Source organism: Bacillus sp. 2B09 (assembly GCF_003946835.1).
GTDB lineage: Bacteria > Bacillota > Bacilli > Bacillales > Bacillaceae > Bacillus > Bacillus altitudinis.
The window spans coordinates 25,936-42,584 of the sequence record NZ_RPSG01000006.1 but is presented as its reverse complement, the minus strand read 5'-3'; the positions used below and the strand labels follow the sequence as shown (position 1 = coordinate 42,584).

Here is a 16,649-nt window from a genome sequence, read left to right as displayed (position 1 = left end):
CTATGCTATAGTTCTTTCAAATATGCAAAAGGAAAGAAAAAGCCTGAGGAAATCCTCAGACTGTTTGCGTTAAGTATTCAATGTGTTCAAAGAAATTTGGGTAAGATACACGTACTGCATCTGTATCTTCAATCTCGATTGCTTGCTCTGTTATACATGCCGCAATTCCTAACATCATACCAATTCGATGATCTCCGTAGCTTGAGACGAATGCACCGCCTTTAAGGCTCGCTTTACCATGAATCTTCATTCCATCATCTGTTGCTTCAATATGAGCACCTAGTTTTTTAAGTTCTGAAACGACTGTATCAATCCGATTGGTTTCTTTCACTTTTAATTCAGCGGCATCTTTAATGATCGTTGTTCCTTCTGCTTGAGTAGCTAGGAGCGCAATAATAGGAATTTCGTCGATGAGTCTAGAGATCATATCACCTGAAATGTCGATCCCTTTTAATGAAGAGGTAGAGATCGTTAAATCACCGTACGGTTCTCCGCCTTTAGCATCCACTTCTTGAATGTCGAGGTCTGCACCCATTTGTTTTAGCACATCTATTATACCAGTTCTCGTTTTGTTCAAACCGACATTTCTCAATACAATCCGGCTGTTTGGAACGATAGATCCAGCCACTAAGAAAAATGCAGCTGAAGAAATATCTCCAGGGACAAATACATCTGTTGCTTTTAACGTTTGTCCACCTTCAATTGAAACACTTTGTGCATCTTCATGTAGCGAGACACCAAACATTGATAACATTCTTTCGGTATGGTCTCTTGATTTATGCGGTTCAGTTAACGTCGTTGTTCCTTCTGCCTGCAGTCCAGCTAGAAGGACAGCCGACTTAATCTGGGCACTGGCAACCGGAGACTCATAAGAGATAGCTTTTAAATTACCCCCACGTATAGAAAGCGGTGTATACTCGCCACTTGCTCTACCATCTATCTTGGCTCCTAATTGTCTGAGCGGACCTGTTACCCGTTTCATCGGTCTTTTGGCAATACTTTCGTCTCCGATCAGCGTACTGTGGAACTCACAGCCAGCCAAGATTCCCATCATTAAACGAATGGTCGTGCCAGAGTTACCGACATCGAGAATATCACTCGGCTCTTTAAGTCCTTTTAGTCCCTTACCATGAATGACAACATCTGTACCTTTTTGTTCGATGTCGACACCCATCTTTCTAAAACAATCGATCGTGCTTAAACAATCAGCGCCAGGAAGAAAGTTTTTTACTACTGTAGTCCCGTCAGCAATAGCGCCAAACATCACAGATCTATGAGAAATGGATTTATCTCCTGGAATATGAATTTCTCCATTCATAGGAGCACTTTTATGAATTTTCATGTTCCTCACCTCAATCAGCATAAAATGTATCGTAATTTGCTCTATTTTTTATACAGAGTTCTGCCCGCTTTCGATCATTATCTGTTTGAAAACTAATGCGTAAAATCCCGTTAATGTCTTCTCGCGTTTCAATAATACGGATATTTGTAATACTGATGTTTTCATTTGCTAGATATCCTGTAATTTCCGAAATAACACCTGGATGATCCGGCACATCGACATAAAGATCATAAAAAGCAGGGATCGCTCCTTTTTTCCTCAGAGGCAGGCCGTCGCGATATTCCTTGGCCTCTTGGAAATAAGAGAATAACCCCTCAGCATCTTCTTGTTGCACAAAGGATTCAATGCGGTCAATCTCTTTTTTCCATTCATGAAATCGGTCTAAAATCTTGTTTTTATTGTGCAAAAGGATATCGCGCCACATTGCAGGATTACTTGATGCAATACGGGTAATATCTCGAAAGCCTCCAGCAGCAAACCGTTTTACAAGAGGAAATTCTTCTTCAAAATGATGCGCTTGATGCACAAGACTGGCAGCGACGATGTGTGGAAAGTGACTAATCACACTTGTCACAGCATCATGTTCTTCGGGTGTCATTTCAATGAAATGAGCATTGGTTCCCTTCAGTAGATCCTTCAAACGGTCAACAGCTTGACGACTTGTTACCTTTGCTGGCGTTAAAATGTAGAATGCATTTTCAAATAAAAAGTCTTTTGCTGCAATGACACCTGACTTATGAGACCCTGCCATCGGATGCCCGCCAATAAATTGGTAATGATCAGGCAACGTTTTTTCAGCAAAGTGAACGACCTTTTGCTTTGTGCTCCCTACATCCGTAATCGTGAGCTCTCTTTCAATACCAGATGCTGCAATATCACTTAACATTTTGACGGTTTGTTGTACTGGCGTTGCCAAAATAATCGTTGCTGATGCTTTTAAGCCTTCCATCAAGGACTCGGCAGTCGCGTCGATGATTCCTAGTTTTGTTGCAGCAATCATTTGTTCTTTAGAGACATCATAGCCTACAATTTTTTTATGTGGAAATTCTTTTTTAATCGACAGTGCAATAGAACCACCAATTAAACCAAGCCCAGCGATTAATATGGTTTCGTTTGCTTCATTCATGTTCATCACCTGATTTTTCGAGAAAATTAAACAAGCTGTTTCAATAGCTTATATGTATATTGGATGAGTTACAACGAAAGCCATATCCCATAAACAGGATATGACTTCATTGTTATGCTACGCACGAATGCCTTGTAATAAATCGGCAAGTGTAGTTAGGATTTCTTCATTTTGCTCCTTTGTTCCAACAGTAATACGTAAAGAGGTTGGGAATCCGAGAGCTTGACCAGATCGAACGATATAGCCCTTTTTCAAAAGTGCATTGAACAGCTCATCTGCGTCTCTTTTAAAATCAATCAGCACAAAGTTTGTTTGAGATGGATAGATAAATAATCCAAAACGGTCTGCAAAATCTTGATATTGTTTGAGACCTGCTTCATTTTTTTGTCTGCACGATTGAATGAAGTCTTGATCTTTAATGGCTGCACGTGCAGCTGCCTGAGCGATACGACTTGTATTAAAGGGCTCTCTCGCAGGTTCAATGGCGGTAATCAACTCCTCTGAGGCAACCCCATAACCTACTCGAAGTGCCGCAAGTCCATATGCTTTAGAGAACGTGCGCAGTACAATGACATTTTGATAGGCTTTTAATAGAGATAAACTGTTCGGAAAGTCTTCCGCGCGAACATATTCAAAATATGCTTCATCTAGAACGACAAGCACGTGAGCAGGCACTTGATCTAAAAACGATACGAGCTCAGACTCTGACAAATGATTTCCTGTCGGATTGTTCGGGTTACACACCCAAACGACTTTTGTGTTGTCATCCATCGCATCCAGCATTCCCTTTAGATCATGAGCTCCACCATTTAGAAGTGGTACTTCTCTAATCTCTGCATGCTCAATCACTGCATTGTGACGGTATTGCGGGAATGACGGGGATGGGATCACCGTATTTGTATGTTGATCAAGGAATGCCCTAGCAATAATTTGCACAAGTTCATCTGAGCCATTCCCGAATATTAATTGTTTTTCATTTACTTGAAGAAACTCAGCCAGTTCCGTTCTTAAACTTGCGCTGTATCCGTCTGGATAAATCGCTAAATGTTCAAGTTCAGCTTGTATGGCCTCTCTTGCATGTGTGGAACATCCAAAAGGGTTTTCATTTGAAGCCAATTTCACAATTTTGTCTAATTGATATTCTTTTTTGACCTCTTCAATTGGTTTCCCAGGTTGATACGGTTTTAGCTGTTTTAATTGATCTTTGATTTGCAAAATGTTTCACCTCATTTGAATGAATAGAGGGGACTAAATGTTTTTGCATATGTTTCAAATTCTCTTAAAGCCTCTTGGCGTGTATCACTTGCTACTAATTGTTCTTGAAGCTCTTCAATTTTTTTGACTAGCGCACTGCCGACAACGACACCATCACTCATTTTATTCATTGAGTCTACTTGTTCTCTTGTTGAAATACCAAAACCTACAGCAACTGGTATTTGACTCAACTGTTTTACTTGTTGAATAAAATCTGTAATCGATGCGTCGAAAGATTGTCTGACACCTGTGACGCCGAGAGATGAAACACAATACACAAAACCTTCTGCCTGCTCTACAATTTTTTCTAATCGTTCCTTGCTTGTTGGTGCAACGAGTGATATATATGAAATGTCGTGTGCTTGACAGCTCTTCTGCAGCTCGCTACTCTCTTCAAAAGGCAAGTCGGGTGTTAAGAGCCCCGAAATATGATTTTTGCGCAGTAAAGCGAAAAAGTATTCTGTGTCTAATTGTAACACAGGATTATAATACGTAAATAGAATTACAGGAATTTTTACGCCGTTTTTTTTCATCTTTCCTGCTAATTCTATCGCTTTTACGATATTCATACCATGATGAAGTGCTCTTTTAGAAGCTCTTTGAATGACGGGGCCGTCCGCTAACGGATCGGAATACGGAACACCTAGTTCAATCGCATGTGCCCCTGCTGCTTGAAGCGCGAGGGCTAAATCAATGGTGATCTCTTCTGATGGATCACCCGCTATAATAAATGGAATAAATAATTTCTGACCTTGCTCTAATTGAAATGTGATCATTTTGTTTCACCCTCACTTTCAAGCACATTCATTAATGTATGCACGTCCTTATCTCCTCTGCCTGACAAGCAGACAAGAACAATGTCGTCTTCACTCATGTTCTGGCTCATTTCAAACGCTTTCGCTAAAGCATGTGCAGATTCGATCGCTGGCAGGATTCCTTCTTTTTCTGTGAGCAGCTTTAACGCATCTAGTGCTTCTTGATCTGTCGCACTCACATATTGAACCCGGCCGCTCGCATGCAAATACGCATGCTCTGGCCCGATCCCCGGATAGTCTAATCCAGCTGAAATCGAATAAGGCTCAATAATTTGACCAAATTCATCTTGAATCAAGTATGTCAAAGATCCATGTATGACACCTTTTGTCCCTTTCGTGATGGTCGCTGCATGAAGCGGAGTGTCGATTCCTTTCCCAGCAGCTTCTACACCAATGATATCGACCTCTTCATCTAAGAACGCCCGGTACATTCCTATCGCATTGCTCCCTCCGCCAACACAGGCAACGACTTTATGAGGAAGCTGCCCTTCCTTTTCAAGTATCTGCGCTTTTGCCTCATCTCCGATCATCCGCTGAAATTCACTGACGATTTGAGGATACGGATGAGGTCCAACGACTGAGCCGATCATATAAAAGTGGTCACTGCAATGCTGGACCCAATAGCGAATGGCTTCATTGGTTGCATCCTTTAATGTTCCGTTCCCGCTTGTGACAGGTATGACTTCAGCGCCGAGCAGTTTCATTCGGAACACATTGAGTGATTGTCTTTCCACATCTTCTTTTCCCATAAATACAGTGCAGGATAAACCGAATTTTGCGGCCACTGTTGCAGCAGCTACACCGTGCTGACCTGCTCCTGTTTCGGCGATGATATTTGATTTCCCCATTTTTTTCGCTAGCAGTGCCTGCCCAAGCGCATTGTTAATTTTATGAGCGCCTGTATGGTTTAAATCTTCTCTTTTTAAATAGATTTTAGCACCGCCGAGATATGCCGATAATTGATCAGCGTATGTGAGTGCAGTTGGTCTGCCTGAATAGTTTTTCAAAAGCGATATATATTCCTTTTGAAAAGCAGGGTCTTCTTTTAATTCACGAAAAGCTTGTTCGATCTCTTCTAGTGGCTGCATGAGCGTTTCAGGAACGAATTTCCCTCCAAATTCTCCATATCTGCCAATCTCATTTGGATATGCGTACATGGTTCAACATCCTTTCTTCGAGCACTTTCATCTTTGTACTGCTTTTCTTCCCGTTTTCTTCTATACCGCTTGAAAGGTCTATGGCGTCTGGACCAAAAGCAAGCAGATCTATTATGGTGTCTGGCGTGATCCCGCCAGCAATGGCGCAAGTTTTTCCCAGTTGTTTTGCATGCTGAACATATGAAGGCACCGCCTCCCATGCAAAAGCTGTTCCAGAACCGCCTCTCATTCCTTTTACTTTCGCATCAATGAGAAAGCCGTCGACACTTGGAGCAAATGCCGTCATATGTTCAAGTGTGTCGTTTACATCGTGCTCGTGATGGAACACTTTCCAAACGAGCGCCTTCGTTTGTTGTTTGATGTCGCTTGCATCTTCTGGCGTCTCATCGCCATGAAGCTGCACAATATCTAAGGGGAGGTTGTTTGTGATCTCGCACACTTTTGGTGTTTTTTCATTCACAAATACCCCCACTATCTCTTTTTTGCATTTTACTTTTGACAGCCAGTGTTTCACTTGATCTGGATCAACTCGTCTTTTACTCGGCGCAAAAATAAAACCGATGGCATCCGCTTGAGATTGCGAGATGCATGCGACATCCTCTTGTGAGACAGCCCCGCAATATTTTAAGTAAGGCTTACTCTCCTTCATTCTCCGAACAATGCCTGAACGGCTTTCTCCTGTGATTGTTCCCTCATTAAAGATTCACCAACAAGAACGGCATTTGCTCCGTGCTGTTTCACAAAGGTCAGATCATCAAATGTCTTTATCCCGCTTTCACTTACTAGTAATACGTCTTTTGGAACAAGCGGCGCAATCTCTTTTGTTTGTTCAACAGTTGTTGTAAACGTATTGAGATTCCGGTTGTTCACACCGATAATCTCAGGAGTGAATAGGTGTAAGATCTTTTCTAGTGTATGTGCTGCATGTACTTCAACGAGGACATCCAGTCCTTTTTCTTTCGCTTCTGTATAGAGCTCATACAGCTTTTGCGGCTCAAGCACCTCTCCAATTAATAAAATGGCATCTGCCCCTATCCGTTTCGATTCTTCTACTTGTATAGAGTCAATAATGAAATCTTTTCTTAAAATAGGACGTGTGATGTGTTCTTTAATAAGAGACAAATATTCGTTTTTCCCTTGGAAAAACGGTTCATCCGTTAAGACAGATAAACAATCTGCATTTGATGCTTCGTATGCTTTTGCTGTCTGTAAAGGATCAAAATGAGGCTGAATGATTCCTTTGGAAGGAGACGCTTTTTTCACCTCAGCAATCAGTCCGATCGACCGGTGAGGATTCATAAGGGCTTCTTTAAATGATTGTCTTTCATAATGTCCTTCCTCAGGTAATTGCAAGGTTTGCACATGTTCTTTTTTACGGGCGATAATTTGATTAAGCATAGATCTCTTCCTCTTTCGTTTTTTGTTTTAGACGGGCTAATTGTTCTTTAGCTGATCCGTTTTTGATCGTTTCTAATGCTTTCATTGTGCCTGCCATCAGACTCTCTGCTTTTCCTGCCACATATAATGCGGCCCCAGCATTAAGCGCTGTAATATGAAGCGGTGCTCCACCCGCTTGATAATTCAATATATTCTGAATCAATTTGGCACTTTCTTCTGGTGATTGAACCTGAATGTCTGATAAATGCCCTTTTTCAAGTCCGAAGTCTTCTGGGTTTAACGTATATTCTGTCATGACACCTTTTTTGAGTTCAATGATGTATGAATTTGCTGTAATGGTTAATTCATCCAGCCCATCATCTCCGCAAACAAACAGGACATGTTCTGGCTCTAAAGGAGCAAGAGCTTTCGCCATGAGCTTTGCCTTTTCCTTTGCATACACACCGATGATTTGCTTTTTGGCCTGCATCGGGTGGCAAAGCGGTCCTAATAAGTTAAATACCGTCCGAAATCCGAGCTGCTTGCGTACGGCGGCTACTTGTTTCATAGAAGAATGATAGAGCGGTGCAAATAAAAAGCCCATGTTTTTCTGCTGTATTTGACGTCTTGTTTCTTCAGGTGTGGATTGAATTTGAATACCAAGACATTCTAGCACGTCAGCACTCCCGCTTTTAGAGGAGACGGAACGATTTCCGTGCTTGGCGATTTTCGCCCCAGCAGCCGAAGCAACGATGGCAGCGGCTGTTGATATATTAAATGTTGATAAACCGTCGCCTCCTGTCCCGCACGTATCAACGACATCAAGTGACCTTTCTACTGGTGCTGCATGCTGCCTCATGGCTTTCACAAAGCCTGTCATTTCTTCGGCGGTTTCTCCTCGATGCGCTAAAATAGATAGACTAGCAGCGACTTCAGCATCTGTTAACGAGCCGCTCATCATATCATGCATCAGGTCATTCGCTTCTTTTTCTGATAGTTTTCCTCCATTAACAAGAGCTGATAGTCGTTGATTCATTTGGCACACTCTCCTTTTCTGAGAAAATATGTTCAGCAAGCTGAATGGCTTTTAGAAGTGCTCCTGCCTTATTACATGTCTCTTCCCATTCGTTTTCTGGAACGGAATCAGCGACAATGCCGGCGCCTGCTTGTATAGAAGCAGTCTGATGTTTGACGCTCATTGTGCGAATGGTAATACAGGAATCGATATTGCCGTCGAAACCAATATAGGCAATACAGCCGCCATACGTCTCTCTTGGCTCAGGCTCCATTTCGTTTAATAATTGCATCGCCCTAATTTTGGGGGCGCCTGTCAATGTGCCTGCTGGGAAAGCGGACATAAGTGCGTCTACTGGATGTGTATCCTGCTTCAACTTCCCTGTCACAATAGAAATAATGTGCATGACGTGCGAAAAATTTACGACTTTTGTAAAAGTTGGGACAGACACACTGCCGTATTCTGCCACACGTCCCACATCATTTCGAGCCAGATCCACCAGCATGTAATGTTCTGCTTTTTCTTTTTCATCATCGAGCAACTCTCTTGCTAGTGCATCATCTTCTTCTTTTGTCATTCCTCGTTTTCTTGTACCAGCAATTGGATGGATTTCTAAGTGTCCGTTTTTCGCATGGATTAATCGTTCTGGCGAGCTTCCGACTAAGTCTCGATCTTTTAATTTCATAAAATACATATACGGTGATGGATTGACGATCCGAAGCACACGATATAATTCAAATGAGCTCACTGTCACTGGAATGTCAAAACGCTGAGAAAGTACACCCTGGAAGATATCACCCGCTCGAATATACTCCTTGATTTTTTCGACATCCTTTAAAAATTTTGCTTTTTCATAGGTAGACGTCACCTGTTCAAACGAAGGGGGTTCATTCATATTCCCTGAGATAATCAGTTCTTTCATATCAATTTTTGTATGAAGCTGCTGTACCATCAGTTCAAGCTGCTTTTGATTTTCTCGATAAACCAGAATTTTTTCTTCCTCTGTTTCATGACCGTTCAGCTGCGTGTACTGAATAAAATGAACTTGGTTTGTTTCGTGATCAAATGCAATCATTGTTTGGCAAACAAATAATGTGCAATTATCTGTTGTTGATGCATTCGGATGCGGCTTGACAGACGGCTCAATGTTTGGAATGAGGTCGTAACTTAAGTACCCTACAGCTCCGCCAGTAAATGGGATATCAATTTCAGGTGTCTTGATTTGATATTGCTCTTTCATCCAGTCAAGCAACTCTTTCAGCTCCGCTTTTTGCATCACTGACTTTCCCGCAGCGTCACGAGCAATATAATGGTCTTGCTCGTCATGTAATGTTAAAAAAGGATGTAATCCGATAAAGGAATATCTCGACCAGCTAGAAGATTCGTCTTTGCTTTCTAGCAAATACACAATATCCTGTTTCAGTTTCTCAACAATTTGAATGGGTGAGAGCGTATCAACTGTAATGGTTTCAACAATCGGGATGGTTTTGTAAAACTGACTATCTCTTAAAAATTGGGTAAGATTTGATTGGGATTTCATAAGCACACTCCTTAAATGGATTTAAGGAGAATGAGGGGACATCTTGAGGATTTGTTTGAGTATACGAAATAAGCCTAAAAGAGGCTTCGCTCTTTTAGGCAGTATGATTAAATAGAAGTATCGTATCTCTGCTCAACTCTACTCATCTCAACTACCCTAGTCTCATTCTCATCTTCTCTAAGCTTGCAATGCCGTTCACACCTGTGTGTAAACTTCGGCTGTTCATATCGTATTATAATTCCTTGTTTTTTGTCAACTGTAAATCAGGCCGAAGCGTGACAGCCTCTTCCAAGTATACGTGCTGGATGTCTTCCTGCTTGACATCTGTCTGAACGGTCATTAAAACGCGAATACACTTCTTTAGACCTCCATCAATGTCAAGCTCTTGCATACAAGTAACAGGCACATAGGTCCATCCTTCAAACTGCCTGAGTGCTTTTGCTGGAAAAACAGAGTGAATATCTTGTGTAGCTGAAATCAAGATCTGCACGACACGCTCTGGATCTACTTGATTTTTTGAAATGATCGCTTCTAGTAGCTGCTTCGTTTTGGTTAACACTTCTGTTTCTGTATCTTCTGTCACAGTTGTAGCCCCGCGTATCCCGCGAAACATCATAGACAGCCCTCCTCCCGTTTCCATTCTTCGAGCCAGTGATACAGCTCATCTTTTGTGAAAGATTGCAGGGTGACGTCTCCAACTTGTTTTAGCAAAACAAACTGAACACTCCCGCCTCTTGCCTTCTTATCACCAATCATGCGATCGACAAATGTTTTGGTTGAAATCGTTTGTGTGACTTGTACTGGGAACCCTAGTTCTTTCATCCACACTTTAAGTTTCTCACGATCTAGGCTGAGTCCTTGCTCTTTTTCACTGACATATAAAGCAAACTGCATGCCAATTGCAATGGCATCTCCATGCGTGATCGCACCGTATCCATACTCCGCTTCAATGGCATGCCCTAGTGTATGACCTAAATTCAAGTATGCCCGCACACCTTGTTCTTTTTCATCTTCTTGAACAATGGATGCTTTCACTTGAATCCCTTGATAAAGCATATGTGCCAGTTCATCCTTTGATAATTCTGTCAACGAACGAATGGACATCAGTTCTGATAAAAAGACTTCACTTGAAATCAGTGCATGTTTTATCACTTCTGCAAAGCCTGATCTCAGCTCTATTGGTGAGAGTGTCTCTAGCATACTTGTATCATAGATGACAGCAGCCGGTTGATGAAACGCACCAATTAAATTTTTGCCGAGCGGATGATTGATTCCGGTTTTTCCGCCGACTGCACTATCATGTGCAAGCAGCGTGGTCGGTACTTGAATAAAATCAATGCCTCTCATATAAGTGGCAGCAGCAAAGCCAGCCAAGTCTCCAATCACCCCGCCTCCTAATGCAATGATGCATGAGGAGCGGTCGAGTTGAAATTGGATGGCTTTCGTATGAATCTGCTCAAACTGCGCAAAAGATTTTGATTGTTCTCCGTTTGGCACCACTACTTTTTGTACAGACCATTTCTGTTTAAGTAATTGAACCATTTCATCTCCATAAAGGGCATCGACGGCTGAATCTGTCACGATAAAGAGCTTCGTGTAGGATCGCCCAGTGGAAGTAATCAAGTCTACGATATTTTGTCTAATCCCATCACCGATATATACAGGATAAGTGGCTGAAGACGTCTTCACTTCCAGTGTTTTCATTAAAACTCCCTCTGAAGCTGGCGCATTTTGTCCACATTTTCTTTAATGCGGTCAATTTGATCAAGACCAAACTGCTCAACCACTGCATTGGCGATTTCCCATGCAACGACTGCTTCTGCCACAACACTTGCGGCTGGTACAGCACAGCTGTCAGAACGCTCAATACTTGCAGAGAAAGGTTCTTTTGTCTCAATATCCACGCTTTGCAATGGTTTGTATAAGGTTGGGATTGGTTTCATAACCCCTCTTACGACGATTGGCATGCCAGTTGACATTCCGCCTTCAAGGCCACCTAAGCGATTTGTTTTTCTCGTATAGCCTTTTTCTTCATCCCAGATGATTTCATCATGAACTTCACTGCCATTTTTAGAAGCCGCCTCAAAGCCAATACCGAATTCAACTCCTTTAAAAGCGTTGATACTCAGTACTGCACCCGCAAGCTTGCTATCCAGTTTGCGGTCATAGTGCACATAGCTGCCGACTCCAACTGGCATCCCTTCAACGATGACTTCGACAATACCACCAATTGAATCGCCGTTTTTCTTCGCTTCGTCAATGGCATCCATCATTTTTTGACCAGCTTCACTGTCATAGCAGCGAACAGGTGATTCTTCTGTTACTTTTTGCAAATCTTCAATAGATGCATAAGCGGTATGGGAAGCTTTTACTCCACCAATTTCAAGGACGTGACCAGCCACTTTGATTCCAAGGTGAGCCAAAATTTGTTTCGCTACTGCACCTGCTGCTACACGAACCGTTGTCTCGCGTGCTGATGAGCGTTCTAATACGTTTCTCATATCACGGTGACCATATTTAATCGCACCATTTAAATCCGCATGCCCTGGTCTTGGACGAGAGATTTGACGCTTCATTTCACTCTCTTCTTCTTCAGTAATTGGCTCTGCACCCATGACCTTTGTCCAGTGCTTCCAATCATTATTTTCAACAACAAGTGCAATAGGAGAACCTAATGTTTTCCCGTGGCGGACTCCACTTAACACTTTCGCTTGGTCTTTTTCAATCTGCATTCTTCTTCCGCGGCCATGACCTTTTTGTCTTCTAGCCAGTTCATAATTGATGTCATCCTGCTCTATGTAAAGTCCCGCTGGAACTCCTTCAATAATTGTGGTCAGTTGTGGACCATGTGATTCACCTGCTGTTAAGTACCTCATGACTTATTCTCCCTTCATCGCATTAACGCTTTTAAGTAAAACTATAATAACACACTTCCTACTAAAAAGTCAGCTACTACCCCTTCTTTTGATAAAAGAAAGTATCAGCAGAGGTTAATCCAAACTTTTCTGGGTGAAAAATTTGTTCTGTAGAACCAACAAATAATACGCCGTTTTGCTTTAAACTGCTGCTCATTTTTAAGTAAATTTCTTCTTTCGCCTCTTCTGTAAAGTAGATGAGGACATTTCTGCACACGATGAGATCCAGCTGTTTTTCATATGGATCTGCTAAAAGGTTGTGTTTCTTAAATTGAATGTGCTTTCGAATCTCATCCTTCACCGTGTAAAATGAGGAATCTTCTTTGGTGAAATATTTTTGCTTGATTTGATCTGGCACCTCTTGCAAAGATCGTTCATGATATCTTCCTTTTTGCGCAGATTGCAGGACTTTATCATCTATATCTGTTGCAATAATTTGGAAGTCCTTCACAAGCGGATGGCTTGATAGCAACATTGAGAGTGTATACGGCTCTTCTCCAGTTGAGCAAGCTGCACTCCATATTTTTAGGGTGCCGCTGTTTTTTGAAAGCAGCGGCAGGATTTTTTGATCAAGTACTTCCCAGCGCTGATAGTTTCGGTAAAATTCTGACACATTGATCGTCATTCGATCCATCGTTTCATCTAATAGTGCTTTGTCCTTTTCAAGAGCAGACGCAAATGCCTCAAAATCTTTATATCCTTTTTTATCATAAAGAGATGTTAATCTTCGTTTCATTTGTGCTTCTTTATATAAATTCAGATCTACCCCAGTTAGTTTTTTCCATTTTCCAACAAATACTTGATACTGATCCATCAATGTCCTCTCCTGTCTCATCTATCTTTGTCCTAGTATAGCTGTTTTTATCATAAATTTGTATCATCTCATGCGAAAATTCGTATAGAAATCTCAATATAAAAAAGCCAAAGTGATCATTTGATGAACACTTTGGCTTGAACATTAATAAATCCAGCTTGAGATCGTTTGATCCCAGTTTGTCAGTTCTTCTTGTTTAAAGAAAAGGTTGATTTCTCTTTCGGCACTTTCTGGTGAGTCTGAGCCATGGATAATGTTTTTGCCAACAGTTAATCCATAGTCGCCTCTTATTGTTCCTGGAAGCGCTTCCTTCGGATTTGTCTTTCCAATTATCTGCCTTGTTACGTCTACGACTTGTTCACCTTGCCATACCATCGCAAATACAGGTCCTGACGTAATAAAGTCAACCAATTCACCGAAAAATGGTTTTTCTTTATGCTCTCCGTAATGTGTTTCTGCTACTTCTTTTGGAATGCTCATGAGCTTTGCTCCAACAAGCTGAAGCCCCTTTTTTTCGAATCTTGACACAATTTCACCGATTAATTGTCTTTCCACACCATCAGGCTTGACCATAAGAAATGTTTTGTCCATATACGTTTTCCACCCCGTCGTTATGTATGTATAGGCTTACATTGTTACAAAGTGATCGTATCATTTTTTTTTATAATAATCAATTTTTGACAAAAAATTTCACAAAAAAACCAATCAACGAAACGTTGATCAGAATTTTCGTTTACCTATATATTTTGCAATCGACGCTAATGAAGATTTAGCCCGCCCACGCGGAAGTTGATCGAGCTGTTCAAATGCTTTTTTCAAATACATTTCACTCACTCGAATAGAACGGTCGATCGCATCTGTTTGTTTGAGATGTTCAATCACAGGTTTCAGCTGCTTTTCCGTCGTTTCACTATTGATCAGCTTCAACTGACCTTCTAACGTCGGGTTCTGAAGCGCATATAAAACAGGAAGAGTGACATTTCCTTGTAAAAGGTCCCCGCCAACTGGCTTGCCTAATTCTTCTTCAGTTGATGTAAAATCAAGGACATCATCAATGATCTGGTACGACATACCAACATAGTACCCAAACCAGTAAAGGGCTTTATGTGTTTTTTCATCTGTTCCAGCTGCAATCGCACCTAATTGGCAGCTGCCTGCAATAAGCAAGGCTGTTTTTCGTTTAATTCTTCTTAAATATGTACGAAGGTTTTGGTCCATGTTGTATTTATCTTTGACTTGTTCTATTTCCCCAAGACAGAGCTCGACGACCATTTTTGACAAAATTTCATGTGCCATTGGGTGATTGATTTTCGTCATGTACTCGAGTGACCTTGCAAATAAGTAATCCCCCGTGTACATCGCAATTCTGTTGTCCCATTTTGCTTTAATCGTCGGTTTTCCTCTTCTTAGTTCTGCATCATCAATGACATCGTCATGGACAAGTGATGCCATATGAATTAATTCAAGCGCTACGGCTACATATTTAATTTTATTAATATCATAGTCACCAAACATGCCTGAAAGGAGAACAAAAACGGGGCGGATTCGTTTTCCGCCCGCTTGCAGCAAATGAAGACCGGCTTCACTTAATAATGCATAATCAGAGCGAACGGTTTGTTCAAGCTCTTTTTCAATTATATCGATATCATGATTTAGAAAAGAAATCATTGCTTTTAGTTTCATTATTTTCACCCAAATATCGTTTATTCAAAGCTTCTTTCCGATATGTGTTGCTGCTACACCGCCTGTAAATGGATGATACGAGACATCAGACAGACCGGCCTCTTCAAAAAGAGACGCCAGTTCTTTCATGCCAGGGAACGTTTTGGCTGATTCTTGAAGCCATGAATACTCCTGATAGCTTTTGGCAAACAGCTTGCCAAAGAGCGGCATGATGTATTTGAAATAGACATAATACCCTTGTTTAAACCCAATCATCTCAGGCTGTGATGTTTCAAGGCAGACAACCATTCCACCGGGTTTTACCACTCGTGTCATTTCCTTTAGCACTGTTAAGTAATCAGGGACATTTCGAAGGCCAAAACCGATTGTGACATAATCAAATGAGTTGTCCTCAAAAGGTAGCTCCATTGCATTGCCGTGGAGCAGCTCAATTTGATTGTAGCCACCTGTTTTCACCTTCGTTTCGCCAACACTCAGCATATTTTTACTGAAGTCAAGGCCTTTGACCTCGCCTGTTTCTCCAACAGCGTCTGCAAGCGCAATCGTCCAATCGGCAGTTCCGCAGCATACATCTAGTGCTTTGGCTCCTTTTTGAACATTCATGAGCTTCATTGTTTTATCGCGCCATTTTTTATGCTGTTTAAAGCTAATGACAGAGTTCATTTGGTCATAGTTTTTATAAATTTTTTCAAATACACCGTGTACTCGCTGTTCTTTTGATTGCTGCATGACTTACCCTTCTTCCACTTTCTGATGGTACGCAGGTTCATTTTTCATATGATCCAAGCGATTTAATAGCTCTTTTTGAACGATCGGAGATGAAACTAGATGCTCCTTGATTGATCGTTTGGCCTTTTCATAGCCTTCACTCTCAAAGTTGTCAAAACATGTATAGGCGTCCGTATAGCTATCGTTCAAAAAAAGTTTTAAATGTTTGTCGTCTTCTGCTTGTTTCATAAAACGTTTATAAACAAGGAAGCGACTTGCAATTTCATTCCAATGCGTCAATTGAAAGTGCTCAGAAATTCTTTGGAATAGCGCAGATTCTACTGTAGCAACACTTTTATAAAAGTGGGCTGCATCTTGAATGGATCGATCATATAGTCTAATTTTATGTTCATTAATCTCTTTGATCGCCGTGGCGAGAGTACGGATCATGTAAATATCTTTCATGTCAGAGAGAAGAGAGTAATAGAGACCGCTGAAATAGTCTCCTGCTAGGATGGTCAACTGACGATTTTTGAACTCGTCTTGTTTGATGGCTGCAGCAGTTGTGACTTCGTCATGGGTATCAAGGGCAATTTGCACAAGCATCGCCGTTAAAATATAATTTTCTTTTTTCTCAGCATCGATTTGAGCTTCATCAAACATTGCATGAAAAAGAAGGAGCTTATCTTCATCGATGAGCGGCGCACGCAAATGCTTCGCCAAATAAGGATGAGAAAGCTTTTTGTTTAATTTTATATTCAGATTAGATAAAATTCCGTAGATGTCTTGCAAAGATATCACCCTTGTCCCAAAAATTACAGTTTCATATGTAGCTCTCTACATTGTATAGAGATTTATTATACCATATCAGGCCTGACTTTCATGCTATCAAGTGCATAGTCG

General features: G+C 41.3%; 17 protein-coding genes. All 17 read right to left on the bottom strand.

Annotated elements, in window-relative coordinates; translation table 11 throughout:
• Positions 1–55 precede the first annotated feature (55 nt).
• A complete protein-coding gene (gene aroA / locus EBQ12_RS13000) occupies positions 56–1,342 on the bottom strand; it encodes a 3-phosphoshikimate 1-carboxyvinyltransferase (RefSeq protein ID WP_125590272.1) in 1,287 nt (428 codons plus the stop codon).
• Positions 1,343–1,352: 10 nt separating this feature from the next.
• Positions 1,353–2,468, bottom strand: coding sequence for a prephenate dehydrogenase (locus EBQ12_RS12995; RefSeq protein ID WP_041507024.1), 1,116 nt, complete (start codon positions 2,466–2,468; stop codon positions 1,353–1,355).
• 117 nt (positions 2,469–2,585) lie between these two features.
• Entirely contained in the window at positions 2,586–3,683 is a 1,098-nt protein-coding gene (hisC, locus tag EBQ12_RS12990; RefSeq protein WP_024718511.1) for a histidinol-phosphate transaminase, read from the bottom strand.
• Between the two features lie 11 nt (positions 3,684–3,694).
• Positions 3,695–4,498, bottom strand: a complete 804-nt coding sequence (gene trpA, locus EBQ12_RS12985) for a tryptophan synthase subunit alpha (RefSeq protein WP_125590270.1) — start codon at positions 4,496–4,498, stop codon at positions 3,695–3,697.
• Positions 4,495–5,694: a tryptophan synthase subunit beta gene (gene trpB / locus EBQ12_RS12980; RefSeq protein ID WP_007500937.1), complete on the bottom strand. Its 1,200-nt coding sequence runs from the start codon at positions 5,692–5,694 to the stop codon at positions 4,495–4,497. The genes trpA and trpB overlap by 4 nt, the downstream gene beginning before the upstream one ends.
• On the bottom strand, positions 5,675–6,343 hold the full coding sequence (locus EBQ12_RS12975) for a phosphoribosylanthranilate isomerase (RefSeq protein ID WP_125590269.1): 669 nt from the start codon (positions 6,341–6,343) through the stop codon (positions 5,675–5,677). Before EBQ12_RS12975 ends, trpB begins: the two co-directional genes overlap by 20 nt.
• On the bottom strand, positions 6,340–7,092 hold the full coding sequence (trpC, locus tag EBQ12_RS12970; protein ID WP_024718509.1) for an indole-3-glycerol phosphate synthase TrpC: 753 nt from the start codon (positions 7,090–7,092) through the stop codon (positions 6,340–6,342). Before trpC ends, EBQ12_RS12975 begins: the two co-directional genes overlap by 4 nt.
• On the bottom strand, positions 7,085–8,107 hold the full coding sequence (gene trpD, locus EBQ12_RS12965; protein ID WP_047945942.1) for an anthranilate phosphoribosyltransferase: 1,023 nt from the start codon (positions 8,105–8,107) through the stop codon (positions 7,085–7,087). Before trpD ends, trpC begins: the two co-directional genes overlap by 8 nt.
• Positions 8,079–9,626: an anthranilate synthase component I gene (gene trpE / locus EBQ12_RS12960; protein ID WP_081114615.1), complete on the bottom strand. Its 1,548-nt coding sequence runs from the start codon at positions 9,624–9,626 to the stop codon at positions 8,079–8,081. The genes trpD and trpE overlap by 29 nt, the downstream gene beginning before the upstream one ends.
• Positions 9,627–9,858: 232 nt before the next feature.
• Positions 9,859–10,242 (bottom strand): chorismate mutase, encoded by a 384-nt coding sequence (gene aroH, locus EBQ12_RS12955; protein ID WP_008344549.1) that lies wholly within the window; start codon positions 10,240–10,242, stop codon positions 9,859–9,861.
• Positions 10,239–11,330: a 3-dehydroquinate synthase gene (aroB, locus tag EBQ12_RS12950; RefSeq protein WP_007500945.1), complete on the bottom strand. Its 1,092-nt coding sequence runs from the start codon at positions 11,328–11,330 to the stop codon at positions 10,239–10,241. The genes aroH and aroB overlap by 4 nt, the downstream gene beginning before the upstream one ends.
• Positions 11,330–12,502 (bottom strand): chorismate synthase, encoded by a 1,173-nt coding sequence (gene aroC, locus EBQ12_RS12945; RefSeq protein ID WP_039165734.1) that lies wholly within the window; start codon positions 12,500–12,502, stop codon positions 11,330–11,332. The genes aroB and aroC overlap by 1 nt, the downstream gene beginning before the upstream one ends.
• Positions 12,503–12,578: 76 nt before the next feature.
• Positions 12,579–13,355 carry a CheR family methyltransferase gene (locus tag EBQ12_RS12940; protein WP_008344547.1) on the bottom strand — a complete coding sequence of 259 codons (777 nt, stop codon included), beginning with the start codon at positions 13,353–13,355 and terminating at the stop codon, positions 12,579–12,581.
• Between the two features lie 144 nt (positions 13,356–13,499).
• A complete protein-coding gene (gene ndk, locus EBQ12_RS12935; RefSeq protein ID WP_003216015.1) occupies positions 13,500–13,946 on the bottom strand; it encodes a nucleoside-diphosphate kinase in 447 nt (148 codons plus the stop codon).
• A gap of 129 nt (positions 13,947–14,075) precedes the next feature.
• A complete protein-coding gene (gene hepT, locus EBQ12_RS12930) occupies positions 14,076–15,038 on the bottom strand; it encodes a heptaprenyl diphosphate synthase component II (protein ID WP_007500951.1) in 963 nt (320 codons plus the stop codon).
• A 24-nt stretch (positions 15,039–15,062) separates the two neighbouring features.
• Complete coding sequence (locus EBQ12_RS12925) at positions 15,063–15,767, bottom strand: demethylmenaquinone methyltransferase (protein ID WP_007500957.1); 705 nt, start codon at positions 15,765–15,767, stop codon at positions 15,063–15,065.
• 3 nt (positions 15,768–15,770) lie between these two features.
• A complete protein-coding gene (locus EBQ12_RS12920) occupies positions 15,771–16,538 on the bottom strand; it encodes a heptaprenyl diphosphate synthase component 1 (protein ID WP_024718505.1) in 768 nt (255 codons plus the stop codon).
• Positions 16,539–16,649: the final 111 nt, after the last annotated feature.

What these genes read in the sequence shown, in the direction of transcription:
- aroA (WP_125590272.1), bottom strand. Translation starts at nt 1,342, where the DNA reads ATGAAAATTCATAAAAGTGCTCCTATGAATGGAGAAATTCATATTCCA.
- EBQ12_RS12995 (WP_041507024.1), bottom strand. Translation starts at nt 2,468, where the DNA reads ATGAATGAAGCAAACGAAACCATATTAATCGCTGGGCTTGGTTTAATT.
- trpA (WP_125590270.1), bottom strand. Translation starts at nt 4,498, where the DNA reads ATGATCACATTTCAATTAGAGCAAGGTCAGAAATTATTTATTCCATTT.
- trpB (WP_007500937.1), bottom strand. Translation starts at nt 5,694, where the DNA reads ATGTACGCATATCCAAATGAGATTGGCAGATATGGAGAATTTGGAGGG.
- EBQ12_RS12975 (WP_125590269.1), bottom strand. Translation starts at nt 6,343, where the DNA reads ATGAAGGAGAGTAAGCCTTACTTAAAATATTGCGGGGCTGTCTCACAA.
- trpC (WP_024718509.1), bottom strand. Translation starts at nt 7,092, where the DNA reads ATGCTTAATCAAATTATCGCCCGTAAAAAAGAACATGTGCAAACCTTG.
- trpD (WP_047945942.1), bottom strand. Translation starts at nt 8,107, where the DNA reads ATGAATCAACGACTATCAGCTCTTGTTAATGGAGGAAAACTATCAGAA.
- trpE (WP_081114615.1), bottom strand. Translation starts at nt 9,626, where the DNA reads ATGAAATCCCAATCAAATCTTACCCAATTTTTAAGAGATAGTCAGTTT.
- aroH (WP_008344549.1), bottom strand. Translation starts at nt 10,242, where the DNA reads ATGATGTTTCGCGGGATACGCGGGGCTACAACTGTGACAGAAGATACA.
- aroB (WP_007500945.1), bottom strand. Translation starts at nt 11,330, where the DNA reads ATGAAAACACTGGAAGTGAAGACGTCTTCAGCCACTTATCCTGTATAT.
- aroC (WP_039165734.1), bottom strand. Translation starts at nt 12,502, where the DNA reads ATGAGGTACTTAACAGCAGGTGAATCACATGGTCCACAACTGACCACA.
- EBQ12_RS12940 (WP_008344547.1), bottom strand. Translation starts at nt 13,355, where the DNA reads ATGGATCAGTATCAAGTATTTGTTGGAAAATGGAAAAAACTAACTGGG.
- ndk (WP_003216015.1), bottom strand. Translation starts at nt 13,946, where the DNA reads ATGGACAAAACATTTCTTATGGTCAAGCCTGATGGTGTGGAAAGACAA.
- hepT (WP_007500951.1), bottom strand. Translation starts at nt 15,038, where the DNA reads ATGAAACTAAAAGCAATGATTTCTTTTCTAAATCATGATATCGATATA.
- EBQ12_RS12925 (WP_007500957.1), bottom strand. Translation starts at nt 15,767, where the DNA reads ATGCAGCAATCAAAAGAACAGCGAGTACACGGTGTATTTGAAAAAATT.